The 25,714-nt window shown below is 54.2% G+C and carries 15 protein-coding genes and 3 pseudogenes; 6 read left to right on the top strand and 12 right to left on the bottom strand.

What is annotated here, in order from left to right:
• Positions 1 to 35: 35 nt before the first annotated feature.
• The 4 genes and pseudogenes from AC3Y5R_RS00085 to AC3Y5R_RS00100 form a co-directional block, all read right to left on the bottom strand.
• Positions 36 to 7,553 carry a Tc toxin subunit A-related protein gene (locus AC3Y5R_RS00085; protein WP_489919616.1) on the bottom strand — a complete coding sequence of 2,506 codons (7,518 nt, stop codon included), beginning with the start codon at positions 7,551 to 7,553 and terminating at the stop codon, positions 36 to 38.
• Positions 7,554 to 7,871: 318 nt separating this feature from the next.
• Positions 7,872 to 8,012 (bottom strand): hypothetical protein, encoded by a 141-nt coding sequence (locus AC3Y5R_RS00090; RefSeq protein WP_489919617.1) that lies wholly within the window; start codon positions 8,010 to 8,012, stop codon positions 7,872 to 7,874.
• Between the two features lie 14 nt (positions 8,013 to 8,026).
• A complete protein-coding gene (locus AC3Y5R_RS00095) occupies positions 8,027 to 8,320 on the bottom strand; it encodes an autotransporter outer membrane beta-barrel domain-containing protein (RefSeq protein WP_489919618.1) in 294 nt (97 codons plus the stop codon).
• Positions 8,317 to 9,336: pseudogene (locus AC3Y5R_RS00100) on the bottom strand (transposase); the annotation flags it as partial. The gene AC3Y5R_RS00095 and the pseudogene AC3Y5R_RS00100, both read right to left, overlap by 4 nt.
• Positions 9,337 to 9,419: 83 nt before the next feature.
• Between AC3Y5R_RS00100 and AC3Y5R_RS00105 the strand changes: the two are divergent.
• Both AC3Y5R_RS00105 and AC3Y5R_RS00110 read left to right on the top strand, forming a co-directional pair.
• Positions 9,420 to 10,641: pseudogene (locus AC3Y5R_RS00105) on the top strand (IS91 family transposase).
• Positions 10,642 to 10,778: 137 nt separating this feature from the next.
• A pseudogene (locus AC3Y5R_RS00110) lies at positions 10,779 to 10,892 on the top strand (SRPBCC domain-containing protein); the annotation flags it as partial.
• Positions 10,893 to 10,950: 58 nt separating this feature from the next.
• Here the strand turns inward: AC3Y5R_RS00110 and AC3Y5R_RS00115 are convergent.
• The gene (locus tag AC3Y5R_RS00115; RefSeq protein ID WP_489919914.1) at positions 10,951 to 12,501 is read right to left on the bottom strand and encodes a PTS transporter subunit EIIC; all 1,551 of its coding nucleotides are present in this window, start codon (positions 12,499 to 12,501) and stop codon (positions 10,951 to 10,953) included.
• A gap of 286 nt (positions 12,502 to 12,787) precedes the next feature.
• On the opposite strand from AC3Y5R_RS00115, the gene AC3Y5R_RS00120 reads away from it, so the two are divergent.
• From AC3Y5R_RS00120 to pdeR, 3 genes are all read left to right on the top strand, one after another.
• Complete coding sequence (locus AC3Y5R_RS00120) at positions 12,788 to 15,100, top strand: FdhF/YdeP family oxidoreductase (protein WP_489919619.1); 2,313 nt, start codon at positions 12,788 to 12,790, stop codon at positions 15,098 to 15,100.
• A gap of 116 nt (positions 15,101 to 15,216) precedes the next feature.
• Entirely contained in the window at positions 15,217 to 17,148 is a 1,932-nt protein-coding gene (locus tag AC3Y5R_RS00125; protein ID WP_489919620.1) for an exoribonuclease II, read from the top strand.
• A 376-nt stretch (positions 17,149 to 17,524) separates the two neighbouring features.
• On the top strand, positions 17,525 to 19,507 hold the full coding sequence (gene pdeR / locus AC3Y5R_RS00130; protein WP_489919621.1) for a cyclic di-GMP phosphodiesterase: 1,983 nt from the start codon (positions 17,525 to 17,527) through the stop codon (positions 19,505 to 19,507).
• A gap of 1 nt (position 19,508) precedes the next feature.
• Here pdeR and AC3Y5R_RS00135 read toward each other — a convergent pair whose 3' ends face one another.
• Complete coding sequence (locus AC3Y5R_RS00135) at positions 19,509 to 20,378, bottom strand: crotonase/enoyl-CoA hydratase family protein (RefSeq protein ID WP_489919622.1); 870 nt, start codon at positions 20,376 to 20,378, stop codon at positions 19,509 to 19,511.
• Between the two features lie 198 nt (positions 20,379 to 20,576).
• Positions 20,577 to 21,278 (bottom strand): L-ribulose-5-phosphate 4-epimerase, encoded by a 702-nt coding sequence (locus AC3Y5R_RS00140; protein ID WP_489919623.1) that lies wholly within the window; start codon positions 21,276 to 21,278, stop codon positions 20,577 to 20,579.
• 247 nt (positions 21,279 to 21,525) lie between these two features.
• On the opposite strand from AC3Y5R_RS00140, the gene osmB reads away from it, so the two are divergent.
• A complete protein-coding gene (gene osmB, locus AC3Y5R_RS00145; RefSeq protein WP_489919624.1) occupies positions 21,526 to 21,744 on the top strand; it encodes an osmotically-inducible lipoprotein OsmB in 219 nt (72 codons plus the stop codon).
• Between the two features lie 109 nt (positions 21,745 to 21,853).
• Here osmB and yciH read toward each other — a convergent pair whose 3' ends face one another.
• The 5 genes from yciH to pgpB all read right to left on the bottom strand — a co-directional run bounded on the left by yciH (position 21,854) and on the right by pgpB (position 25,505).
• Positions 21,854 to 22,177 (bottom strand): stress response translation initiation inhibitor YciH, encoded by a 324-nt coding sequence (gene yciH / locus AC3Y5R_RS00150; protein ID WP_489919625.1) that lies wholly within the window; start codon positions 22,175 to 22,177, stop codon positions 21,854 to 21,856.
• A complete protein-coding gene (gene pyrF / locus AC3Y5R_RS00155) occupies positions 22,177 to 22,893 on the bottom strand; it encodes an orotidine-5'-phosphate decarboxylase (RefSeq protein WP_489919626.1) in 717 nt (238 codons plus the stop codon). The genes yciH and pyrF overlap by 1 nt, the downstream gene beginning before the upstream one ends.
• Positions 22,894 to 23,115: 222 nt before the next feature.
• Positions 23,116 to 24,285 (bottom strand): lipopolysaccharide assembly protein LapB, encoded by a 1,170-nt coding sequence (gene lapB, locus AC3Y5R_RS00160; RefSeq protein ID WP_489919627.1) that lies wholly within the window; start codon positions 24,283 to 24,285, stop codon positions 23,116 to 23,118.
• A 6-nt stretch (positions 24,286 to 24,291) separates the two neighbouring features.
• The gene (locus AC3Y5R_RS00165; RefSeq protein WP_489919628.1) at positions 24,292 to 24,600 is read right to left on the bottom strand and encodes a LapA family protein; all 309 of its coding nucleotides are present in this window, start codon (positions 24,598 to 24,600) and stop codon (positions 24,292 to 24,294) included.
• 143 nt (positions 24,601 to 24,743) lie between these two features.
• Positions 24,744 to 25,505 (bottom strand): phosphatidylglycerophosphatase B, encoded by a 762-nt coding sequence (gene pgpB / locus AC3Y5R_RS00170; protein ID WP_489919629.1) that lies wholly within the window; start codon positions 25,503 to 25,505, stop codon positions 24,744 to 24,746.
• Positions 25,506 to 25,714: the final 209 nt, after the last annotated feature.

Below are 25,714 nucleotides of genomic sequence, written 5' to 3' on the forward strand. Positions count from 1 at the left end.
CCCCGCAGGGAGCCTGATAACAACAAAAAGGATGATTAACTGAGGATGGTGTAACGGATATGCAGAATGATGTCCGTCAGGCTGAGTAGCAGGTCTTTCTGCCGGTCATCCGCATCCGGGAAGCTCAGCGTCAGCGTGCCGGGGCCATCCACCGGAATCCCCTCGAACGGCAGCCAGCGGCCATCATTAAAGTCCAGCTGGAACTGCCCGCTGTCGTTCATGCCGTGCGACACCGCCAGTGCATCGCAACCTTTCGCCAGCCCTTTCGGGTCGCCATAGCTGAGCACCGCACGCACGTCCTGATACGGACCGACCAGCGCCGGCAGGGTGACGCTGATTTGTTTGATGCGCTTCATTTTACCCAGTGATTCGGGGTAATCTTTAGTAATATTCAGGTCAGAAAGCGTCAGCGTGGCCTGCAACTGACCGTTCTCCCTCTTCAGTCCGTTACCCGCAGAGCCAAAGTCGCTTGTCTTGCCATCCACCAGTGAGGTGATGACGTCTGCCAGCGTCGTATCCTTATCTTTTAACTCCGTCGCATACACGTCAGACAGGCACACGGTGCGCGTCACCTCTTTCCCTCGCTGGTCTTTGTTCAGATAATCCTGCTCCATCTGTGCCAGGTTCAGCATCAGGGTCTCACCCGCCATCAGGCCGGCATAGGTTCCCTGCCAGGCGCCGGGACGGATGAAGGTCGCAGCCGCGTCGCTGAGCGCCCACTTATACGCCTCTTCCGCCATCAGGCAGCGCGAGACCGCCAGGTCATAGAACTGGTAGTAAATCGCCGCCAGTTTGCCGCGCAGCCAGTTGTAGAGCGCTTTGCTGGTGAATTTGTTCAGCAGGAAGGTCATCTGCGCCTGCGTCTGGCTCTGCTGGGTCTCCAGGTACGTTTTCTGCAGCACGGCAGCCTCGCGCCGCACCGCCAGCGCATTCAGCTGAGCGTTAATCTGCTTCACGTCAGCCTGCGCGCTGTTGCGCTGGATTTCCCACTCCTGGCGCCGGCGGCGCCAGGCTTCCGACTGGCCTATACGTTCGGCCGAGATCCGTAAAGCAGAGGCGGCAATCTCAATGCCGGTACCGATAGCCTGTGGAATGGCGCCATAGCGGCTTCCGCCAAAAGCAAAACCGTAAATATTAGGCACCGCATCCAGCCCGGCCGCAACGGTATAGGAAATGGTGGCCGTGGTGGAAAGCACCGAAGCGGACAGCGCCAGATCCATCACCTGCTTCTCGCCGGTGTTGACATCTTCATCATACAGCGCGGTGTGGCTGTCCAGGCGCGACTGCGCCCCGATGAGGCCCTCTTCCAGCGTGGCCCGCTCCGCGTCAATTTCGGCGATGTTTTTATCCTGCAGCGCAATACTCTGCAGGACCAGCTCGCAGCCCTGGGTCTGCAGCAACTCGGACAGCGCCTCCGCGTCCTGACGTTCGGTAATGCCGAGCAGCGTGCTGCCGAACTGGCTCAGCTGCCCCACCATGCCCCGGGCGCTTTCCAGAATCACCGGGAACCGGTACGCCGGCATCAGCGCGGCAGGCAGGTCGGTGCCGCCCTGCGAGGCGTTCACTGCCGCGCTGAGCAGCGCCGCCGGATCGGCCGGCGTTGCATAGATGGCCAGCGACAGCGGATTACCGTCAATGGACAGGTTATGGCGCAGGTTGTACAGACGCTGCGCCAGCGTCTGCCAGTAACCCGCCAGCTTCTCATTCTGCTGCGGCAGGAACAGGTCAGTCAGGGAGTTGGCGGTGCGCAGTTCACCAGAGGCAACCTGCCGGCGTACGGTCAGCAGCGCCTGCTGCGTGCGGGTCTGGACGGTCTGGTCCGCCGCATCGCTCAGCTGCGGACTGGCCCAGCCTGTGCCCTGCGTCATGTAAGGTTCATCACCGAGAACATCCAGCGCCTGCACGTACCACATTTTAGCCTCGTTGAGGGTGTCGCGCTCAAGCTGGCGGTAGGCCGCGTCGCCGCGGGCAATCAGCAGGTCAAGCCAGGACATAAAGGTGGTCACCTTGTAGTGCATCGGGTCGGCCTGCGCCACCGCATCCGGGTCCACCGAGTCCAGCGGGCTGGCATTCCAGCTGGTATCTTCTTCCAGCGGCCGCACGTTCCACTGCCACGGGGCCGGGGTGCCATTATCCAGATAGCCCTCCGGGCTCCAGACGTATTTAATCCACTGCGTGGCTTCGGTGAAGCGGCCTTCCTGCAGCTGGCGTTTAAACGCCATCATCGGCACGTAGTAGAACATCTCCCAGAAGTAGAGCGCGTTGGCGCCGCTGAAATCCATGGGTTCCGTCTGTGAGTCAAGAACACGGCTTGTCAGACCCCGAGTTCTTGACGAATTATCTGAAGCAGCAACAAAGAGTTGCAAGCTTTGATTGTAACTGAATGACTGCATGGTAGCTGCAGATGAGGAGAATCTGGCATCCGAATATTCCACGCCAATAAAGACACTGCCGGGTTCCCGTGTTTTGACAATATAGGGGATAAAAACAGTGACAGTTGTGGTTTCACTCTCCGAAACATGTCCCGAAGCAACCAGATCCCGGCTGCGGCTGCTGTTATCCCCATTGTCGCGGGCGCCTATCAGATAAAGCTGATACGAACCGTCACCATGCAGACTGGTGTCATAGCGGCTGAATACCACCTGCACATAGCTGCCTTCACCCAGCTTTGGTTCCTGCAACTGCTGAGTTTCCATTGACAGAACGGCATTCAGACCGGTGTTTGCCCGCGCAACCAGCTGTTTTGCGAACAGCGTGTTCACCCTGATTCGTGCGGCACCATACTGCAGGTACTGTGCGGATGTGTCGGTATGATTCAGCGTGATAACAGGAAGCGTGTCAGCGGTCACCCTGGTCAGGGTGATCCTGAATGAGTTATTACCCAGTGAGCGGCCGTCCCCTGCCGGGGCAGAGGCACTGAAGGTAAAGTCAACGTCAGCAGTATTGCCGCTGAATGCGCTCAGAGGGACCTCAATGGTTTTCTCTTTAAACAGAAACAGTGATTCATCAAACGTATATTTTGTCCGTTCCTCCGGTGTGAAATTTGCGTTTCCGGCACCGGTAACAGCAAGTTTTACATCGGTTGAATTAATGGTCGTATCCAAACGTACAAAGCTGTTAAATTCTATCTGATAATCCAAAGAATTATTTAATGCTTCTGGTGTAACTCTTATTACGTCCGGTGGAACTGAAATATTTACACCATCAGCACTCCAAAGCCCGTTATCCTGCCTTATCAATACATACGGGTGTCCTGGATCATTACCATCGTTAAAGCCAGGCCATCTGGAAAAAATATTTTCAAGTCTGAAATACACATACGGATCTTTATTAATACTTACGCATTCCGCAGAAAAATCCATCGAACCTAGATTGGTCACACTTGATGGAAGATAAAACTCGTCACCTATATTACCAGCCAGCTTCATCATATCGACAAGTGCACGGCTTCTGGCCCCCCCATAACCATTATAAATCACTCTTGCCGTTGCATTAAAAGTAAATATGGCTTTAATCTCGCCTTCTGAAACAGAGGCATCAACACCGGATACAGTACCACCAGTCATAATGGTATAATAGCCATCACCCCAGCCGTATGCAGTTTGTGTGGCAGCGGAAAAGTTAATGTTATTACTGTAATGAGAGTTCAGTATCACCGATGAATGAGTACTTAACTGAGAATAAACCGGATAAGCCAACTCTCTGGCCACTTCTCCTTCCATATTTTCAACCCGGCCATCCGGAAAAATATTTACCGCAGAGATGGTTGACGATGTCTTATTGTAACTGTCAGCTATTTTGTAAAAGAATATATAAAGTTTCTCCTGCTCCACATCCCGGGCGCAGTACATACCCGTTTCAGCAATACCGGTATTGACAGGTGGCAGAATATTCCTGTCCGGCGTGACCAGGACAGGCACACTCCATGTTCCATCATGCCGGATATGGGCATATTTCAGCAGGTACTCTGTGGACTGAGTGGTCGTGCTGCCGGATGTAACCGATACTTCACGACTTTCCACCCAGACAGCGTACAGCCTTGACTGGAAGATGACCGGACGCACCAGATCATTAACGGCGGAAATTGCCGCAGTGATTTTCTTCCAGTCGCTCCACGCGTTAGCCGGCAGTTTTCCGGCCGACATTTTTCCGATATCGGCACTGCGCCAGTAATAGTCGCCGCTGCCGGATTTTCCAATCAGCCATGTGGTACCATTCCGATCGCTGACGCTGTCATGATAACCACTGATAACATCCAGATTGGCAATATCCTCAAAACGGGTCATGTAGGTTTTGAAGGCATCTTCCACCGTATCACTGGTCAGCTGGCTCTGACTGAGCGACTGCAGCATCTCATCCATCATCCCGGTTTGGCCAATGCGCATCGTCGGGTCAATGTAATTTTCCGGATAGTAAACCAGCTCCGACACCCCGGCCCAGGTACTGTAGCGCTTGTTATACGTGTCCCAGTCGCTAAAGAACTGACGCGCCCTGACGGCGGTCTTCACCCCTTCTTCCTGACCGCCCAGCGCACGGTTCACATACAGCTGCACACTGGCGATCCCCTCTGCCACCCGGGTGGTTTTGACCTGGGCGGAGACCTGATTATCAATCAGCAGCCAGCTGTACAGTTTGTTACGGTCTGTCACCTGGTCAGGTGCGATATTTTTGATAACGTATGTACTGGCGGCGGCACTGAGCGTTTCATCCAGTACCCCCTGCAGCTGCGCGGTCTGGCGGGTGCTGAGTCCGGCCTGCAGGGCATGGCTGACAGCTACCCAGTCGCGGTACGGTGACTGGTTATTCTCATCCGTGTATTGCAGATCCATTAACGCCGTGATGGCCGCTGGCGTGATACACAGGGTACCGGTCATATCCACCCATTGCAGCGTGATGTCCACATCCGTCCAGCTGCTGAAAGTGGAAGTTTCGCTGTCATGCTGGGCCAGCCCCAGAGTAACCATCTGCTCATCCAGCATCATCACCCGGGCCAGCCGGGCTGCCGTAAGGGTTCCGCCACCCAGCGCTGACAGGATTTCCGTCGCCGATTTCCCGCATTGCTGCAGCCAGTGGTGAAAACGCGCCAGGCTGCGGATCGTGGCGATATTCTGGGGCAGCGTAGAGGCTCCGGACTGGAAGACTTCAGGATGGCTGACCGCAAGCGAAAGTTCCCCCGGAGTGATCCCCAGCCTGCTGACAGTCAGCGCCAGCTGGGCCAGAACCTGGAAGAAAGTCACCAGCGCAGTGGTCTCAGCAGGAGTATGTTCATCCTGGTCTATCAGTTTCCTGAAACCCTGCAGGGTGAGTGCCTGCGGTCTGAGTTGATCCAGCCATTGCAGGATTGCTCCTGCCATATCTGCCGAATCCAGCTGTGCCGCAGCAGCAATAAATGGGGCGGCAGCCCTGATAAACTGACTGTCATCAGCCTGGCTGAGATCCTGATTAGCCAGTCCGTTTTTCAGCGTTGACAGCATATTTTCAATATCCGGTGACAGCGAGGTACTGTAGCGTCCTGTCGTCATCAAAAATAAATCGCCGACGGTCAGATTCTGGTCTTTCAGCCATCCGCAATACAGAGAAAGAAAATTATTCAGTTCAGAAAGTGATGAACCCGTGAGGGCGCCAATTGCGACGGAAGCATAAGGTGAAACTGACAGCAAGGCGGCCAGTTCTGTAACGCTCAGATCATGCACATCTGCCAACAGCTTTATCCGGTAAAGGATGGACAGGTTGGCAATGGTACAGGTGAAGTCTGCCGGGGTGCTGCTGGCCTGTGCCAGCGACCACAAAGTATAAAGCTCGGTGTCATTTACCTGAAAAGCGCGTTTCATTACGCCGGCACGGAAAGTATCCGTGATGTCAGAAGGCTTAAGTTTAACCGTGACGCCGTCAGCTGAAAAAAGCTGACCATTTAACGCCGGGGAGTTGAACAGCCGGTTGAAAGTGCTGCTCTGATTATTGTAGCCCGTATTATTAATGGACACACCGGACAGGACCAGAGCTGCAGATGCATCAATGTCATAACGATGCATATAGGAATTCACCCAGAACAGCCCACTCATCACTTCGCGGGTAATCGTGAGGTCATTATTACTGCTTTCAATAATGGTCCGGATATCGGCCGGCGAAATGCCTGTTGCCTTGTACAGACGTATCAGCTTATCCAGCTTCAGGAGAAGCAGTGCGGTAATACTGCCGGGATTAAAGTCCGTCGTGGCTCCGCCGGAAGCGGTTTCCAGACGAAAACTGGCCCGGGAGGATATTTTTGCAGCACTGTCATTTAGCCCATAGCGGTACAGAAACAGCCCAAACTCCCCGGACAGATCGCTTTCCGTCAGCGTGAACACTGGCGACTGATAAGTTACCTCTGCCAGCGTCGGTCCCGGAATGCGGCAGAGGAAAATATCACTGCGGGGAAAATCCAGCTTGACGCTGACCTGACCATAATCCCCCCTGAAATTTACTCTGACATAAAACCTGTTATCGCCGAGATAAAAAAGATCCATATAATGAAGCTGTGATTCATAGTTGGTTCCTCTCACTCTGGTAATACGATAAGTCTGTACAGAACCGTTATCATTGATCAGAAATGAATTCAGTACATCCCCTGAATAGGCATTACTTCCGTTCATAACGTCAAGAAAAAGAGACATTTCATCGAAAGTTATTCCGTAATACCAGGCGAGAAACTGAGGGCTCTGGAATCTTTCAATATCGATTACACCAAAATTTTTATAAATAAGATCGTCTACATTATTTTCAGTAATCTCTTCTGTCAGAATATTAAACAGATCGGGTGAAATATCGGCCTGGATACTGAGCAGTGAAGCCGTATCCATTTTTGCCGCCACGGACGGGTTGCGGTGGAAGGAGGCAAACTCCGGATCCTGCAGGAGAATGGCCTGCCGGGTGGCTTCATACGGATGATGATACGGCGTCATACCGGTCTGACGGTAGGTGGAAAGCATTTCCATCACCCCGTCATAATCTTTGCCTTCTTTCGTCTGAATATTATTTAACAGCAGCTCATTTGACAGGGACAGAGTTGAGAGCTCGTCGTCCATATTTGACTGGGACAGCGACAGTGAGGCCAGGTCCGGGCGGCGCGTATCGAGGTTGTATCTGTCGCCTCTGCCATGAAGGTTCCGTGCTTCGCGATACAGTTCGGTCAGATAGCCCGCCGGCGAGAACATCGAGGCGACGGAGCCGGGCCTCACGAAGCTGCTGGCGCGCGCCGGAAACAGATCGTCATAGCTGCGCAGCATGGAAGACTGGCGGATACCCAGCCGGACCGCGTTTGTTAATTGAGGATTGGCGCGGCTCAGGATGCGGGACTCCTCCATTTTATTTTCTTTCAGCTCTGCCTGTGCCTGCTGGTAAAGAAAGTTTTTTTCACCCCAGGAAAGACTGTCGCCGGCCAGTTCTTTAACCTCAGCAAAGGAGCGTACCATAATGTCAGGCAGCGTAATCTGGCTCTCACCGGCGGATTTACTGCGTTTTTTTTTCGTTTTGTTTTTGTTAATTTTGGTCAGGATTTCATCAGCAGAATACATATCAGTTACCTTGTTATAAGTTACAGGGTTGCTCGCCCGGAAGGAGGGATATACCTTCCTCCGGAACTCATGCATTAATAAGATAAATATTATTCATGTTCTCATTAAAGATAACCCGGAAATGGAAATTAATCCGTTGCCATTATTTCAGGGGCTGTTTTAATAATTAGCGATAACTGCATATTCTGGCGGAACGTGAACGCTGTTTCTGGTTTTACGTGAAAGCGTATTCCGGCGGAAAATACCACGATTTTGCACTATGACCAGAATCACTGTTCATTTTGCCAGAATCGGTGTTGACCCGATCGGAATTGCCGTTCACGTCGCCAGAACAGGGCAGCCTGACGGCCGCAATTGAAAAACGCCGCCCCTTGCCGCCCCGGTTTCATTCCCTGTGAGCACGCTGAGGAAGAAAACAAAAAAGGCGGCCCGCCATGGCGACGCCTGCTGATAAGCCATCTGGTGTTCCGTCCTCAGAAGCGATAGCTGAGGCCCAGTGACCCCGCCGTGTCGTGGTAGCCTTTGCTTCCCACCTGCTGCACCACCGCGCCCCACACGCTCAGTCCCTGGCTCAGTTTACCCTCAACGCCGGCCTTTACCTCGCCGGCATTCCGGGTGCCCGATACCGCATCCCCTTCGCCGTTCATTCGCACGCCGGTGGTTTCCGTGTTGTGGAGCCAGTTCGCTTCCACAAACGGCTGGAACTCGCGCACTGCTCCCTTATCCTTCACGCTTGGGTCTTCCGCAACCTGGGTAGAGATTTTCATGCAAGGGGACTCATCACACGTCGCCTCAGTAGCTCGAACCCTGCCCGACCATACATCTGGCGTTTCAGCATCTTCAGTCGGTTTACATGGCCTTCAACTACACAATTACTCCATCTGCTGCTTATCGCTTCGTGTATTGCTGTTGCATCAGCCTCCATCCCGGCCGCAACGCGCTGAAGGTCAACGAGACCACTCTGACTGACGTCAACGAACCATTGATTTAGCTGGGATTTATTCTTCATCTTCAGCCTCCGGTAGAAGTCGAGTGACAGTTGTTGTGCCATTTTCAGTTGCGGTTCCGTCTGGCACATTGACTCGATGAAGCGGGTCGCATAGTTTTCTTCTCCTCTGATCATTCGCCAGGGCATTAACCAGCGACTGACCCGGGATGCTGAGGGAAGCCGCCCTGGGGCGACAACAGGATCGCTAACCTGCCTACGCCACCTGGACACAGCATCCCTGACAGTCGTTTCACTCCCGGTAAAACCAGCACCAACCATCTCCCGCCATAGCTGCCGGGCATTATGGTTACCGTTTATTCGTTGTTCCTCCAGCCATTCCTGCCACGGCTCAATAAGTCCGGGTTTTGGTGGTCTCGTTGATATTTCAGGGAAGGCTTTCGACTGTATCCACCGACGAACCGTCACCCGGGACAGCCCGGTGAGACGTGATATTTCTCTGATCCCGCAACCTTTTTTATGAAGAGAGTCGACCTCAGCCCAGCGTTGATATCGCTTATCACGCCGTTGTTGTTTAATTTTCTCAGGGCGACGTAGCGTTGCGGCAGGTGCCGGAGAAGCTTCAGTATTCTGTTTTCCGGGAGACAACTCAGTGGCAACCAGCCGTATTAATGGCATGTGTCTGTACATCATGCGCTCCAGCGCATCACCGATATTCTTCAGCAGGTGCCAGCGATCGGCCACCTGTATTGCCTGCGGTGCTCCATCGCGTGCAGCTAATGCATAGATCCCGCCACGATCGCGTGAGACAACCTGTATCTCCGGATATTTTTTGAACGTAGCGCCCTTGCAGGGCGAGCGTCACGGCTTCGCCGTTCCGGTGGGTTACATGCCCTGTTCCCCGTTTTATACTCTGCCTCATGTATATTCCCCGCCCCGCCAAACTGCTGTTCACCGTTGATGACGGCTGGAACCGCTACCTTGAAAAACACGGCGACGGCGTCAGCCAGTGGACCCGCCTTGCCGTTGAGCGCATGCTCGCCTGTGGCACCTGCGCAATGGGCATTCGCCGTTACTGCTGTGCCTCTCCTGACTGCACCCACTCACGCTTCTTCTGCCAGAGCTGCAAGTCAAAGGCCTGCAGCGCCTGCGGCATGAAGTCCACTGAGCAGTGGATTGCTGAGCAGCAGCACGTTCTGCCCGACTGCGAGTGGCAGCACATCACATTCACCATGCCACACCTGCTGTGGCCCTTCTTTAACAATAACTGGCCCCTGCTCAATGACCTGTTCCGCTGCGCCACCCGCACCATGCTGAAGTGGACCCGTAAGCAGGGTATTGAGGTGGGTATATTCTGTGCCCTCCACACTTACGGTCGCCAGCTCAATCAGCATCCTCACGTCCACGTCTCCGTCACCCGCGGCGGCCTCGACGTTAAGCACGGCGTATGGCACAGCCTCTTCTTCAAAAAGAAGGCCGTGGAGGATCTGGCGGAATGCGGTCATCCGCCTGCTGCGCAGCCGCTACGAGCGGATCATGCCCGGCATGTTGCCGGGGGTGGGCCACATCCGCGATGAGCGCCAGTGGCACCGTTATCTGCAGGCCCAGTATGGCCGTTACTGGAAGGTACACTTCGCGAAGAAGACCCGGGGGGCCTGGCACAGCGTGAAGTATCTGGGCCGGTACCTGAAGCGGCCGCCGGTGTCAGCCTCCCGTCTGCGGCACTACGGTGGCGGCGCGGTGGTCCACCACTACCTCGATCACCGCACGGGTAAGCATAAGCGCCAGACGCTGAGCCAGGAAGAGATGATCGGGCGCTATATCAGCCACGTTCCGGCGCGCCATTTTAAAATGATGCGTTACTCCGGGTCTCTGGCCAACCGAAAGCGGGGAACGCTGTTGCCCCGGGTGTATGAGGCCCTGCAGATGCAGGCGCGGGAAAAACCGGAGAAGCCGGGATTCGCCGTGCTGATGAAGGGCTTCCTGGGCACGGATCCATACAAATGTATCCTGTGCGGGGACCGGCTGCGCTTTACCGGCGCTCAGGCCGGCACGCATGCAACGGAATTGTTGTCAGAAAGGCTGCGTGGAATGGAGAAAAAGCGATGGCTGCGGATGCCTGAATTGGATCAGTGCGCCTGATAAGTGGATTTTTGGTTAAAAACACATCAGAGACGGCATTTTCATACATATACTGATGAACAACCACGTCATAAAAGGGATGAGCCGCGGTTAAATTCATGGTCAGTCGCTATCAAAAGATGCGATTCAGATTCCTAACCATGAACGGCAAGCCTGCTATGGAGCTGGCTGCCACCCGGCCAAACCCGATGATTAACGGGCATCAGGAATGGCTGGATGGCCTGATTGCGGCGGCGCGGGCAGCACTATAGTTGACTCACCTCGTGGCGACCTCAGCCGCCACGAGGTGCCTGCATGAGCCTGGCTTAATTACTCCCGGCCTCCCAGCGCAGTTTTAACCTCGTTGGCTATCTTCTCCACCTGCGGGCCGTAAATGACCTGCACATCATGATCGCTGACGCGATTAACCCCATTCGCGCCAGTGGTCATTAGGGTTTGATCCACCACTTCCTTCATCTCTTTCACCCTGACGCGCAGTCGGGTAAAGCAGCAATCGACATCCTCTATATTGGCCTCACCGCCCAGTCCGCTGATGATCACCTGGGTTCGCTCACTGGCAGAAACGGTTTTACTCTCCTGCCCTGTTTCTTCCGTTTCCCTGCCCGGCGTCTCAACCCGCATGCGCAGAATGATGAACCTGAAGCCGTAGTAATAAACCGGCACATAAATAATCCCCAGCAGAATGCTCCACCACCACTGGGTCTTGCTGCCGCCCAGGATGCCGAATACCACCAGATCGATAGCGCCGCCCTGCACGTTGCCAATCATCAGGTGCAGCATCGACATCAGCATAAATGACAGGCCGCTCAGCGCCGCGTGAAACAGATACAGCACCGGCGAGACAAATATAAAGCAGAATTCCAGCGGCTCGGTGATCCCCGTGGTGAACGAAGTCAGCGCCCCCGCCAGTACCAGCGCTTTAACCCGCTGCTTGTGTTCCGGTTTGGCGCAGTGATACATCGCCAGCGCCGCCGCTGGCAGGCCAAACATCATCACCGGGATTTTGCCCTGGGCCAGAAAACGGGTGGCGCTTCTGATGGTGTCGTCAGGAATCGATCCCGGATGAGTCAGGGAATTATTAAAGATATTCAGTGCGCCGACGATAGTCTGGTTATCAACCGTGGCGATGCCACCGATGGGCGTAAAGCGCACCGTTTCATTAAGAATGTGATGCAGGCCGGTCGGGATCAGCAGACGTTCGCTGGTGCCGTAGAGGAATGCGCCGTACTGACCGCTTTTACCAATCAGTTCGCCAACCCAGGCAATGCCCGCGCCAACGGTCGGCCAGACCATCGCCAGCAGCACGCCCATCAACGGCAGGATCGTCAGGGTGATAATCGGCACCAGTCGCCTGCCGCCAAAAAAGGCAATCGCGATGGGTAATTGGGTCTGGTAAAAACGGTTGTGAATTACAGAAGTGAGTAATCCGGCGATCACCCCGCCCAATACGCTCATGTTGTAAGTAAAAATGCCCAGCATCTGGATAAATTCTGCGGCTGTCATCATTGCCGCCGTCTGGGACATACCGTTGGATTGCAGCGCCTGTGGCGTCATGGTTTCAGCCGTCATGCCCTGTGCCGCCAGCGTGGTGGTGACGCCGATATGCATGGCGATAAAACCAATAACGGCAGAGAACGCCGCCGTGGGTTTCTCGGCCTTCGCCTGACCTATAACAATAGCGATGGCAAACAGCACCGGCAGATTGGCAAACAATGCCCCGGCAATATTGCGGATAAACCGGATGATGAGCTGAGGCAGGAACAGGTTGGCAAAAGCCTCTCCGGTGATCGCCGGGTTTTGCATAGCGGCGGCAACGCCGAGGAAGATACCGGCGGCGGCGATGACCGAAATCGGCATCATCAGTGCCTTACCGAAGGCGTGAATTTTGCTGGCAAATTCTTTCACATAAGCCTCGCTTTCTCATCAGAAAGCCTAATTATTAGTCGGCTCTGACTGGAAGGAGGGGCAAATGCATAACATACAGCGCAATTCTTTGAATCAGTTCACGCTTTAGCGATAAATCGCGCCTATCGCACCATTAAACCAATCAATTAGACAATCCGTTTACCTGATTGCACACTTATCGCATAAAAGAAGCAATAACTTCTTAACAAGACAAAAACATAACTTAAACCTGCGAAGCATTATGAAATTTAAAACAGCCATTAAACCCTACCAGGCCGCTGCGGGCGGTTGGGGATCGCTTGAAGCTACCACCCGCTTTGTTTTCGACAGCAAACAAGTTCTGATAAACATGCGCAATCTAATGCGCATGAACAAGGCTAAAGGATTCGACTGCCCGGGCTGTGCCTGGGGCGACGACAACAAAAGTACCTTCAGCTTCTGCGAGAACGGTGCCAAAGCCGTGACCTGGGAAGCCACCCGCCGCTACGTTGATGCCAGCTTTTTCGCAAAATACAGCGTCTCAGCACTTTATCATCAGAGTGATTATTTTCTTGAATATCAGGGCCGTCTGACTGAACCGCTGCGCTACAACCGCGAAACCGACCATTACGAACCAATCGGCTGGGACGACGCTTTCCGGCTGATAGCCAGCCACATCCACGCGATGGACAATCCTGACCAGATGGAGTTGTACACTTCCGGCCGCGCCAGTAATGAAGCCTCGTGGCTCTACCAGTTGTTTGGCCGGATGAACGGCAGCAACAACTTCCCTGACTGCTCCAATATGTGCCATGAGGCCAGCGGCGCGGGTCTGAAACGCAGCATTGGCGTGGGAAAAGGCACTATCCGTCTCGACGATTTTGACCATGCCGACGCCATATTTGTATTCGGTCAGAATCCCGGAACTAACCATCCACGTATGCTGCACAGCCTGCGTCACGCAGCCGATCATGGCGCGAAAATTGTCACCTTTAACACCCTGCGCGAACGCGGACTGGAGCGTTTTGCCGATCCGCAAAAGCCGCTTGAAGTGGTGACCAGCAAAGCCGGTACCATCAGTTCCACCTATTATCAGCCCAACCTGGGCGGCGATATGGCGGCGATCCGCGGCATGGTGAAAGCCCTGTCTGAAACCCATCACGCGCTGGTGGCTGAAGGCAAAGAAGGCTTGTTCGATCAGGTGTTTATCAACGCCAAAACCGAAGGGATAGAGGCGTATCTTGCTGCCGTTGAGGCAACCAGCTGGCAGCAGATTGAGCAACAATCAGGCCTGACCGAGCGGCAGCTGCGTGAAGCGGCAGCCATTTACCAGAGCGCTGAACGGGTAATCTGCACCTGGGCGATGGGCATTACCCAGCATAAACACTCAGTGGATACCGTGCGTGAAATCGTTAACCTGCAGCTGCTGTTTGGCCAACTCGGCAAAAAAGGCGCAGGCCTGTGCCCGGTCCGTGGTCACAGCAACGTGCAGGGTAACCGCACCATGGGGATCGACGAGAAACCAGCCAAAGCTTTCCTCGACAGCATGGCAAACCATTTTGGCTTTGAGCCACCACGTGAACCCGGCCATAACACCGTGGAAGCGCTGGAAGCAATGCTGCGTGACGAGATCAAAGTGCTGATCGCGCTGGGTGGAAACCTGGCCGCTGCAGCACCAGACAGCCCACGAACTGAAGAAGCACTGCGCCGCTGTGGACTGACCGTGCAGATCAGCACCAAGCTGAACCGCAGCCATCTTTGTCCGGGCGCGATTGATGCGCTTATCCTGCCTACGCTGGGGCGTACCGAACAGGATATTCAGGCCAGTGGCCCGCAATTTATTACCGTTGAAGACTCCTTCAGCATGGTGCACGCCTCAGAAGGCGTCGGTAAACCCATTGCCGACACGCAGCGATCTGAAACGGCGATTATCGCCGGGATCGCTGATGCCGTGCTGGGCAAAGAGAAACTGGACTGGTTAGCGCTGGCGGCGGACTATAATAAAATCCGCGATCACATCGCAGCTACCATTCCTGGCTTCAGCGATTTCAACGCAAAATGTGATATTAAAGGTGGATTCTATCTGGGTAACGCCGCTGCTGAGTTCCGCTTTAACACACTGAACAATAAAGCGCAGTTCAGTGCAGCCAGCCTTCCTGACTCTCTGTTCCCACAGCTGGGCGACGACGTTAAAGTACCGTTCACTCTGCAGACGCTGCGTTCCCACGACCAGTACAACACCACCATTTACGGTCTGGACGATCGTTATCGCGGCGTGTACGGTCAGCGTGAAGTGCTGTTTATCCATCCTGAAGATATGGAAAAAATGGGTCTCGCCGCCGGTGACGATGTGGATATCGAAACGTTGTGGAATGATGGCATAACCCGCAAAGTCTTCGGTTTCAAGCTGGTGCCTTACAACATTCCGAAAGGCAATCTGGCTGCCTACTATCCGGAAACCAACCCGCTGGTCCCCCTTTCCAGCTATGGTGACGTCAGCGGCACGCCAACTTCGAAATCTGTTCCGGTGAAAATCACCCTCTCGCAGGTAAAAACAGGCCTGCGAATCGCCTGACAAACGGGGTCATTTGCCTTAAACAAAGCCGGGATATCCCGGCTTTTTACTTGCCGCGAGGCGGTTAATCGCGTAAAACTGTCTGCCGCTCTTAGGCCACGAAAACTGTTGAGATTATGTTCCAGGATAACCCGCTGCTCGCGCAGCTCAAAGAGAAACTCCACTCCCAGACGCCGCGTGTTGAGGGTGTGGTGAAAGGCACCGAGAAAGGCTTCGGCTTTCTCGAAGTAGACTCGCAGAAAAGCTACTTCATTCCGCCTCCGTTCATGAAAAAAGTCATGCACGGTGACCGCGTGATTGCCGTGCTGCAGACCGACAAGGATCGTGAAGTTGCCGATCCGGAAAAACTGGTTGAACCTTTCCTGACTCGTTTTGTTGGCCGCGTGCAGAAGAAAGACGATCGTCTGTCGATTGTTCCCGATCATCCGCTGCTGAAAGACGCTATCCAGTGTCGCGCCGACCGCAATGTCAAGCATGACTTCCAGGCGGGCGACTGGGCAGTTGCCGAGATGCGCCGTCACCCGCTGAAGGGCGACCGCACTTTCTACGCCGAGCTTACCGCTTTTATCACCACCGCTGACGACCATCTTGCCCCGTGGTGGGTAACGCTTTCCCGTCACAACCTGGAGCGTGAAGCCCCCGAAGCCGTGACCGGTGAAATGCTGGACGAACAGCTGGAGCGTGAAGACCTGACCGCGCTGGAATTCGTCACCATCGACAGCGCCAGCACCGAAGATATGGATGATGCACTGTTTGTGGAAGAGACGCCGGAAGGCACTCTGCGCCTGACTGTCGCCATTGCCGATCCTACTGCTTACGTTGCCGCCAACAGCGAACTGGATGCCATTGCAGCCGAACGCTCGTTCACCAATTACCTGCCAGGCTTCAACATTCCGATGCTGCCGCGCCAGCTGTCTGACGACATCTGTTCGCTGCGCCCTGACCAGCGCCGTCCGGTACTGGCCTGTCGCGTAACCGTTGCGGCTGATGGCACGCTGAGCGAAGAGATCACCTTCTTTGCCGCCTGGATCGAATCCAAAGCCAAGCTGGCCTACGACAACGTCTCTGACTGGCTGGAAAACAGCGGCGAATGGCAGCCAGAAAGTGAAGCGGTAGCGAATCAGATCCGCCTGCTGCACCGTCTCTGCCTTTCCCGTGCTGAATGGCGTCAGACCCACGCGCTGGTATTTAAGGATCGTCCGGACTTCCGCTTCCTGCTGGGCGAAAAAGGCGAAGTGCTGGATATCATCGCCGAACACCGCCGCATCGCGAACCGCATCGTCGAAGAAGCGATGATCACCGCCAATATCTGTGCCGCCACCGTGTTGCGCGAGAAGCTGGGCTTCGGTGTGTATAACGTTCACCTTGGCTTTGATCCCGAGAAAGCTGAACAGGCTGCAGCCGTGCTGGAAAATCATGGCGTGAAGGTCGATCCGCTGGCTATCGCCACGCTGGAAGGCTTCCGCGCGCTGCGTCGCGATTTGGATTCTCATCCAACGCAGTTCCTTGACAGCCGCATCCGTCGCTTCCAGTCGTTTGCTGAAATCAGCATCGCACCAGGTCCGCACTTTGGTTTGGGTCTGGAAGCGTATGCCACCTGGACGTCACCTATTCGTAAGTATGGCGATATGATCAACCACCGCCTGCTGAAAGCAATGATCAAAGGTGAAGCAGCCGAACGCCCTCAGGATGAGATTACCGTGAAGATGGGCGAACGCCGCCGCCTGAACCGCATGGCAGAACGTGATGTCGGTGACTGGCTGTATTCGCGCTTTCTGCAGAAATCGGCAGGAACCGACGAGCGTTTCGCTGCGGAAATCATTGATGTTTCCCGTGGTGGCATGCGCGTACGCCTGACCGCCAACGGCGCGGTAGCCTTTATCCCTGCCCCGTTCATCCACGCCGTGCGTGATGAGCTGGTATGCAGCCAGGAAAACGGCACCGTGCAGATCAAAGGTGAAGTGGTCTATCGTGTGACGGACGTGATTGAAGTCACCATCGCTGAAGTCCGCATGGAAACCCGCAGCGTGGTGGCACGTCCAGCATAACGTTTCAACAGGCGGGATAACGTCGATTATCCCGCCTGCTTCCCTCCCGCAACCATGCAGGGAACTAAACATTCTTTACTCTCATTAGTGCGGCAATGTTGCTGTTACTTATGAAAAAAAACCGATAGCAACCACTCAGTCGTCAATATACTCATCGCTACTACCCTCAAAGCTGTTTACCACTTAAAGCAGGTTTCTCAGGCAAATCTCCGCAGTAAATTCTCCATCCGGAGCTTCGATCGGGGCATTTTATTCGCCGGGTTGTTTTACCGTTTAAAAATATATACAACATACATCTTGAGATTATGCTGGTTGCCGAATACTGTTGCTAAAATAAGAAGATACAGCCTGCATTGCATCCTTCGAGGAGAACCAGATGACCGATGACCAAGGGCAATCGTTACTTGATACCTATTTTGGTACTACCCGCCCTCATTGGCGTTTAACGGCCGACAGCGATGCCCTTTTGTTTGCTGAAGATGAATCAGCCAGTACGCATATAGCTGTCGCCCTCACCGCGAGCCAGGCCAGCCTGCTGCGGGCAATGACAGTGATCACCAGCAGCGTAAATATTACGATTTCCTTATATGGGGAACCGCTGTCGCTGCATCTGGTTGGCAGAAAGGTTAATCAATCTGAATGGGCGGGCAGCGCTTCGGCGTGGGGAGATACCTCTTCCGTGGCCCGCGATCTGGTGCTGGCTCTCTCTTTCGCCGAGCAGGTGGTTTCCGAAGCCAACTCGGTGATCGTGATCCTCGATCAGCGGGGAAATATCCAGCGTTTTAACCGCAAGAGTGAGGAGTATACCGGGCTTAAGGAGCAGGAAGTGATAGGCCGCAACGTCTTCCAGCTGTTTATGACCAGGCAGGAAGCCGCCGCTTCGCGCCGCAATATCAGCGGTTTTTTCCGCGACGGCAGCTCTTACGAGGTGGAACGCTGGATCAAGACCAAAAAAGGCCAGCGGCTGTTCCTGTTCCGCAACAAGTTCGTCCACAGCGGCAGCGGTAAAAACGAAATTTATCTGATCTGTTCAGGCACAGATATTACCGAAGAACGACGGGCGCAGGAGCGCCTGCGGGTTCTGGCCAACACCGATACCATTACCGGTTTGCCCAACCGTAACGCGATCAACCACTCCATCGCCGAGGCGCTGGAACACCGGGTTGATCAGCAGATTGGCATCGTCTATCTCGATCTGGATAACTTTAAAAAGGTCAACGATGCCTATGGCCATATGTTCGGCGATCAGCTGTTGCAAGCGGTCTCACTGGCGATCCTCAGCTGTCTGGAGAAGGATCAGACGCTGGCCCGACTGGGAGGCGATGAGTTTATCGTGCTGGCAACCACGGCCAGCCAGGCATCGCTGGAGGCAATGGCTTCACGCATTCTGGACCGGCTTAAGCAGCCGTTCCGCATCGGCCTGATTGAAGTGTACTCGGGCTGTTCAATTGGCATTGCCGTCAGCCCCCAGCATGGCGAAGACCGCGAGAGCCTGATACGGAACGCCGACACGGCAATGTATACCGCCAAGGAGAATGGCCGCGGCAAGTTCTGTATTTTCAGTGCCGAGATGAACCAGCGCGTCTTTGAGTATCTCTGGCTGGATACCAACCTGCGCAAAGCGCTGGACCAGAATCAGCTGATTATTCACTATCAGCCAAAGTTGGATCATGCAGGCAATGTACACAGCGTCGAAGCACTGGTGCGCTGGCTCTCTCCAGAACGCGGGCTGGCCTCACCGGGTAATTTTATCTCCTATGCCGAAGAGTCAGGCCTGATTGTGCCGCTTGGCCGTTGGGTGATGTTAACCGCACTGGCGCAGATCGTTCACTGGCGAGAGAAAGGGATCAACCTGCGCGTGGCGGTAAACGTTTCACCCCGTCAGCTGATCGACCAGAGTATCTACTCAGACCTGAAACTCGCGCTGGATCAGGCAAAGCTGGAGGACTGCCCGATCGATATCGAACTGACCGAAAGCAGCCTGATCGAAAACGAGCAGCAGGCGCTGGCGCTGATGGAGCAGTTCCAGCAGCTGGGAGCAGAAGTGCATCTTGACGATTTCGGTACCGGCTACTCTTCCCTCTCTCAACTGGCAAGAGTGCCGATAAACGCCATCAAGCTGGATCAAAGTTTTGTGCGCGGTGTGAATAATCAGCCGGTTTCGCAGTCGCTGGTTCGCGCTATCGTCGCAGTGGCCAAAGCGCTGGATTTGCAGGTTATTGCCGAGGGAATTGAAACGGTGGAGGAAGAGTCGTTCGTGATGGCGAGCGGTGTCGATGCTCGCCAGGGGTTCTTATATGCCAGGCCGATGCCTGCAGAGGAGCTTGAGCAGTGGCTGGCTAAGCGTCCTGCCCGCTAGATTATCCGGCTTTGCGCATCGTCTGAGAGCTGTGACGATTCTGCAACTGCACCAGACGTTCCATATAGGCGATATCCTTAGGCTCAATGGTAAACGCAAAGTCGACCCAGTCTTCAGTGATATCCATCAGCTCAGCCCGCGTCAGCTGCAGCACCCGCTGACGCGCCTTCAGCATGGCTCTGACACCATTCAGTTTCGGCTGCAGAGTGTCAATGAAGGTGCGTGTGGCATGGTAGCCTTCGCCCGGCTGGAACAGCTTGTCAACCAGGCCACGTGTTTCAAACCATTCTGCCGTATGTGATTCTCCTTCACAGATCAGTTCTTCTGCCAGTTTCATTCCGGAACGACGGGCAACCAGAGAATAGCCACCCATGCCGGGAAACAGGTTGAAAGCTATCTCCGGGAAGCCCATCCTTGCAGTGTCCTGCGCCAGAATAAAATGGTGGGCCAGCGCAGCCTCGAACCCACCCCCTAATGCACTGCCTTCAATCATCGCGATGGTGACCGCCCCGGTATCAAATCCTCTGGCCGCCGCGTGAATGCAATCCACGCAGGCCCGTGCGTAAGCTCTTAACGCCTCACGCCGTCCGTTCTTGATTGATTCAACAAAGAACCGCAGATCGCCGCCGGCATTAAACATCGTCGGCACCAGTGAGCCGGTTACCCAGAAATCAATGGGTAAGCCAGAACGCTGGGCGGCATAGCTGAGGTTCATGATCTCTTCGATCAGTTCGTGGTTAAAACTCGGGCGCGGTTGTGCCCGCAGCAACATCCACAGGGTACGTCGGCCTTCTTCATAGTAAGCGGAGATCTGTGTGGTTTGTCCAACTTCGCTAAAGAGCCTGCAGGTAGTCTGATTAATTACTGTCATAGTCTCATCCTCTGTTTGTGGGAGCGCTTAAGCGCGTTTCCAGCGTAATCCAGAGTGTGAGTTCACTAAACGGGCATTTGATTTTTAAGATAAAACAGTAAGAATTATCTCCTTGCCAGCGCCTGAAAAACAAGGAGGGGCAGATAACCAATTTCAGTTAAAACTGTTGCCGGGATTATGTTAACAGCACTGATCTGATTATTTTCCCTGACCATACCAGGCATTACTTCCGTGTTTACGCAAATAATGGCAGTCCAGTAATGGCTGTTGTATGGACGGTAATGCGGGTGACAGCTGTTGGCTGAAAATCCCCATATACGCCACCTCTTCCAGCACCACGGCAGAATGGACTGCTTTTTCAGGAGTGGCTCCCCAGCAAAACGGCCCGTGTGAATTGACCAGTGCGGCAGGCACTGCCAGCGGATCCAGATCACGCTGATGGAAAGTTTCGATAATCACCTGCCCCGTTTCCCACTCATAGCGGCTCTGGATCTCTTCCGGGGTCATCTGTCGGGTGCAGGGGATCGCCCCATAAAAATCATCAGCGTGGGTGGTTCCCCAGGCGGGAATATCCAGACCGGCCTGCGCCCAGATAGTCGCGTGACGGGAGTGCGTGTGGACAATACTGCCAACGTTGGGCCAGGCGAGATACAGCGCCCGGTGGGTATCCGTATCGGATGAAGGGCGCATTTTTCCCTCAATCACTTTACCGCTGGCAACGTCAACCACCACCATATCGTCACGCTGCATGTTGGTGTAACTTACGCCTGAGGGTTTAATCACCATCAGCCCTGACTCGCGGTCTACCGCACTGACGTTGCCCCAGGTGAACACCACCAGCCCATGATGAGGTAACGCAAGATTGGCTTCCAGCACCTGTTGTTTCAGTAATTCCAGCATTCTGTTTCTCCGCAGGCAATTTAGTCCATTTTCCTCTGAGGGTCTCTGGCTGGGTATGGAGACAATGGCTGGATGCGCGGCAGTATTTGGCTGGAGAGCCGGAAATGCGCGTTGTGATTTAAGATTTTTTACCTGTAAAAATAACCAGAGGTCCATACAATATTAATGTGCAATAGCACCAGGGATGATAGTTAGAAGCTAAACTAAACAATGGTATCTCTGCAGTGTAATTTATGGAGAAGTGATTATGACAATAACTGCAAAACGCATTACTGCGGGCCTGCTGGCCGCAACTTTAGTGCTTTCTCTGAGCGCGTGCTCTCACTGGTCGAAGCGCGATCGCAATACCGCGATTGGCGCTGGTGCTGGTGCTATCGGTGGTTCTATTCTGTCCAATGGAAGTGGTCTGGGCACGGTAGGCGGCGCTGCGGTAGGTGGGATTATCGGACATCAAATCAGCCGTTAATCCTGGTGATATTCTCTGAACAATAAAAAAACAAGTCAGGCTACAGCAACGCATCTACACAAAAAGGGGCCGCGATCTTTCGCAGCCCCTTTTGCATTGCGTCACCACCTCAGCCACCTGTCAGTTTGACTTTATGTCCTTTGGCTTCAAGCAGCGTTTTAAGCAGGTCGCGCTTGTCACCCTGGATCTCAATAACGCCACCTTTGACCGAACCGCCACAGCCGCACTTCTTTTTCAGTTCTGCCGCCAGCTTGTCCAGTTCCCCATCCTCCAGATCCAGTCCGGTGACCAGGCAAACGCCCTTACCTTTTCTGCCGCTGGTCTGTCGCTGGATGCGCACTATACCGTCACCCTTTGGCCGCTGTACCTGCTCTTTTGGCTGATCAATCCGCCCGCTTTCGGTGGAGTAAACCAGCCTGTTGTTATCAGCCATTATGCCTCCTGTAACGATGCAAGTATGCCGGCAAGCGCGGCAGCCGGATCGGTGGCCTGAGTAATCGGACGCCCGATCACCATATAGTCCACGCCTGCCTGCTTAGCCTGCTGTGGTGTCATGATGCGGCGCTGGTCACCCGCATCGCTTCCTGCCGGGCGGATACCCGGCGTAACCAGGCGGAAATCTGCGCCCAGTGCATGCTTAAAGCGAACGGCCTCCTGCGCTGAGCAGACAACGCCGTCCAGCCCACATTTCTGCGTTAATCTTGCCAGACGTTCCGCATGGTCTGCAGGCGAAAGCTCAATACCGATATCTCTCAGATCCTGGGCCTCCATACTGGTCAGTACGGTGACAGCAATCAGCAAAGGCGCATCCTTCCCAAACGGCAGCAGCGCTTCACGGGCCGCAGTCATCATGCGCGCGCCGCCGCTGGCATGCACATTAACCATCCACACACCAAGATCTGCCGCGGCAGCCACGGCATGTGCCGTAGTGTTGGGAATGTCATGGAATTTCAGATCGAGGAACACTTCAAAGTCACGCTGTTGCAGATCGCGTACCAGCTGAGGCCCAAACAAGGTAAACATCTCTTTGCCCACTTTAAGCCGGCAGCTACGCGGGTCGATCTGGTCAACAAAAGCCAGTGCACTGTTGCGATCGGCATAATCGAGCGCGACCAGAATCGGAGAACCGGTTACCTGAGGTGACTGCATGGAAAAACCCTCTGAATATGAAGCACCGCAAGGCGCAAGAGATAAACGGCAAGCATTCTACCTGCGGACTCCACAAATTCACAGTTTACCGTCAGAGTTTTCGCCTGTTTCGCCCTGCCAGACGAAGTGAACACTGAAGTAACAGACAACTGTTTATGTCGACATTTTCAGTATGTTGTAACTAAAGAACACCGAAAAACAACGGCCACTTCCCTTGCAGGATTACTGACCGTCGAGTCCGCGAATCGGTTTAACGGATGACCAGGCCCGGCATGAAGGACAGTGCCAGTAAAGCGCATGGGCGGTGAAACCACATTTGTTGCAGCGGTAACGAGGTTTAGTGCGGATTTGCTCACCCACCATATCCCGCAGCACCATCAGGCTGTCTTTCGCCCTGCCTTCTTCCGCTTCGTTAAGGTGGAAGTCCATCAGCCGGTGGAACACACGCATGGTTGGATGGCGCTGCAGTTGACGATTGATGTAAAGCTGTGCCACTTCCCCACCTTCGTCGTGCTCAATCACATCGGACAGATAAAGTTCGGCCACCGCGCCAGTGTTCTCCTCAACACAACGTTTGAGGTACTCCGCCCAGGCCTCCGGCTGTTTCAGCTGTATGTAGCAGGTTTCCAGCATTTCCAGCGTTTCACTGACCAGCTCTTTATCCTGCTCAATGACCCGCTGCAGGAAGCCAACAGCTTTGCCGTACTCCCCTTTCGCCATGTAGATGCGGCCCATCATGATCGACACCCTGGCGCTCTGACGGTCGGCAGCCTCGCCTTTTTTCAGCAGGTTCATGGCACGATCGAGATCGTCGCTGCTCATCGCCTGTAATGCCAGTTCGCAGTAGAAGTGAGCAATTTCCATCCGCTGGCGATCTTTGCCCATCTTCACCAGCCGTTCTGCCACTTCAATCGCTTTCGGCCAGTCACTGGTGGCCTGATGAATAATCAGCAGCTGCTGCAGTGCTCCCACCCGGAAGTCAGTCTCATCAACCAGTTGGCTGAACATCTCTTCTGCTCGATCGTAAAAACCTGCCGCCATGTAATCGCGTCCCAGCTGCTGCACGGCGAGTAAACGCTGATCGTAAGTCAGCGAGGCACTTTCCATCAGCGCCTGGTGAATGCGGATGGCCCTGTCCACCTCTCCCCGGGAGCGAAACAAGTTTCCTAACGTCAGGTGAGCTTCAACCGTTCCACTGTCCTCCTTGAGCATATCAAGGAACAGATCGACCGCTTTATCCTGCTGGTTGGAAAGCAGGAAGTTCACCCCCGCCACGTAATCCCGTGACAGCCGGCTGGCTTCCTGTTGCTTATCCTGTTGCGCACTCCTGCGCCCCATATACCAGCCATAGGCCGCGGCAACGGGTAATAACAGAAACAGCAGTTCCAACATATAAAATTATTCCTTAACGACCGGAACGGGTGACGTTGTCACTGGTTCTTCAACCTGCCCCAGCTGTTGCTGCAGGCGTTTAAGTTTGCGTTGCGAGTTTGCCAGGGAAACACGAAGGCGCAGCCAGAAAAGGCCGCAAATTGCCCAACCAAGCACAAACCCAGCGGCAAACAGTATTGCCACCAGCGTGGAAACCCGATATTGGCCCTGTGCAAGCAGGTAGTTAAAACTGACAACCTGATCGTTATGTGCCCCGAGGGTAATGGAGATAATGAAGATCACTAAAACCAGTAAAAAAATCAGCAAATATTTCACAGTCCGTCCCATAGTCTGGTGATAACCAGATGAATTATGCCAAAAAAATCGCCCTGTTGCTTGCCTGATGCATCAACAAAAGCCGGGACCGTTAAATTTCCTTGTCCACGATTAAGTTATGGGGGCAAAAGCCAGAATAACAATCACTGCTCTTCTCGTTGATGAATCTCCTGTTGCTCAGCAGGCGGCACGGTCAGCGGCCCACAGTAGCGCTGAACCAGCCAGGTGGCGAGCGTCACCAGTACCCAACTGATTAGCGTGGATGTGACCAGATCGCGCGGCCAGTGCATACCCAGTAACAGGCGGCTACCCATCACCCCGACCGCCCAGGCAAATATCACGATTAACGTGACGATCCTGCGCCGGGGCCACAGCAATCCTGTCGCCAGCAGCGCCCAACTGGCAGCAAACATGGTATGGCCTGACGGGAAGGCATAACCGGTTTCAAACTCCCAATGAGATTTCAGCCAGCCTGGCATCCGGCTGTCGCTGGCTATTGCTTCGCGGACCAGTGCGCTGCGGTGTTTGCGTTTTTGTTCATAGAATGTTTTTTCATTCAGACCGTGATTTTGTTCCAGCCAGAGCACGTAAGGCCGGGGTTCCTGCACCTGGTCTTTAATAAAGGTTTTGGTTTGTTGCCCGATAAGGATCGCCAGGATCATAATCACCAGCAACAATACCGCAGGCTTCAGGCGATAGCGCAGGCACCACAGAAACCAGGCGCATAATATGGCGCTGCTCAGCGTTCCCCACGGACTGGTCACCGTTTCAGTCAGCCAGAACAGCATCTGGTGACCCAACCCCATCTCCACTGGATGCCACTGCCAGCCAGATACCCAGACGCTGAGCGGCATAATCAGCAGCAGCAAGGCTCCCAGCGTGGTGCGTTTAACGATGTCGAGCATAATTCTCCCTGTCCTGTTCGGGCCTTAAGGCCATTTTTAGCTGACAATATGAGAAAAAATAATAACATACTGGCTGAGATGGTGATAATTGTGCGTTATCACAACAATCGCTCTAAGACGTTAACCGCCCTGATGCTGATTGTGGCAAAATAAGCGCAACTGAGTGTCAGCTAGCTGACCACGCACTGCCATGAGGGCAGAGCAATCTT

The sequence above is a fragment of the Erwinia sp. 009765445 genome, from assembly GCF_058137865.1.

Coding starts and splice junctions, on each gene's coding strand:
- pgpB (WP_489919629.1), bottom strand. CDS start 25,505: ATGCTCGACATCGTTAAACGCACCACGCTGGGAGCCTTGCTGCTGCTG.
- pyrF (WP_489919626.1), bottom strand. CDS start 22,893: ATGCAGTCACCTCAGGTAACCGGTTCTCCGATTCTGGTCGCGCTCGAT.
- AC3Y5R_RS00090 (WP_489919617.1), bottom strand. CDS start 8,012: ATGGCTTATCAGCAGGCGTCGCCATGGCGGGCCGCCTTTTTTGTTTTC.
- AC3Y5R_RS00115 (WP_489919914.1), bottom strand. CDS start 12,501: ATGATGCCGATTTCGGTCATCGCCGCCGCCGGTATCTTCCTCGGCGTT.
- AC3Y5R_RS00135 (WP_489919622.1), bottom strand. CDS start 20,378: ATGACAGTAATTAATCAGACTACCTGCAGGCTCTTTAGCGAAGTTGGA.
- lapB (WP_489919627.1), bottom strand. CDS start 24,285: ATGTTGGAACTGCTGTTTCTGTTATTACCCGTTGCCGCGGCCTATGGC.
- AC3Y5R_RS00140 (WP_489919623.1), bottom strand. CDS start 21,278: ATGCTGGAATTACTGAAACAACAGGTGCTGGAAGCCAATCTTGCGTTA.
- AC3Y5R_RS00095 (WP_489919618.1), bottom strand. CDS start 8,320: ATGAAAATCTCTACCCAGGTTGCGGAAGACCCAAGCGTGAAGGATAAG.
- yciH (WP_489919625.1), bottom strand. CDS start 22,177: ATGGCTGATAACAACAGGCTGGTTTACTCCACCGAAAGCGGGCGGATT.
- AC3Y5R_RS00085 (WP_489919616.1), bottom strand. CDS start 7,553: ATGTATTCTGCTGATGAAATCCTGACCAAAATTAACAAAAACAAAACG.
- osmB (WP_489919624.1), top strand. CDS start 21,526: ATGACAATAACTGCAAAACGCATTACTGCGGGCCTGCTGGCCGCAACT.
- pdeR (WP_489919621.1), top strand. CDS start 17,525: ATGACCGATGACCAAGGGCAATCGTTACTTGATACCTATTTTGGTACT.
- AC3Y5R_RS00120 (WP_489919619.1), top strand. CDS start 12,788: ATGAAATTTAAAACAGCCATTAAACCCTACCAGGCCGCTGCGGGCGGT.
- AC3Y5R_RS00125 (WP_489919620.1), top strand. CDS start 15,217: ATGTTCCAGGATAACCCGCTGCTCGCGCAGCTCAAAGAGAAACTCCAC.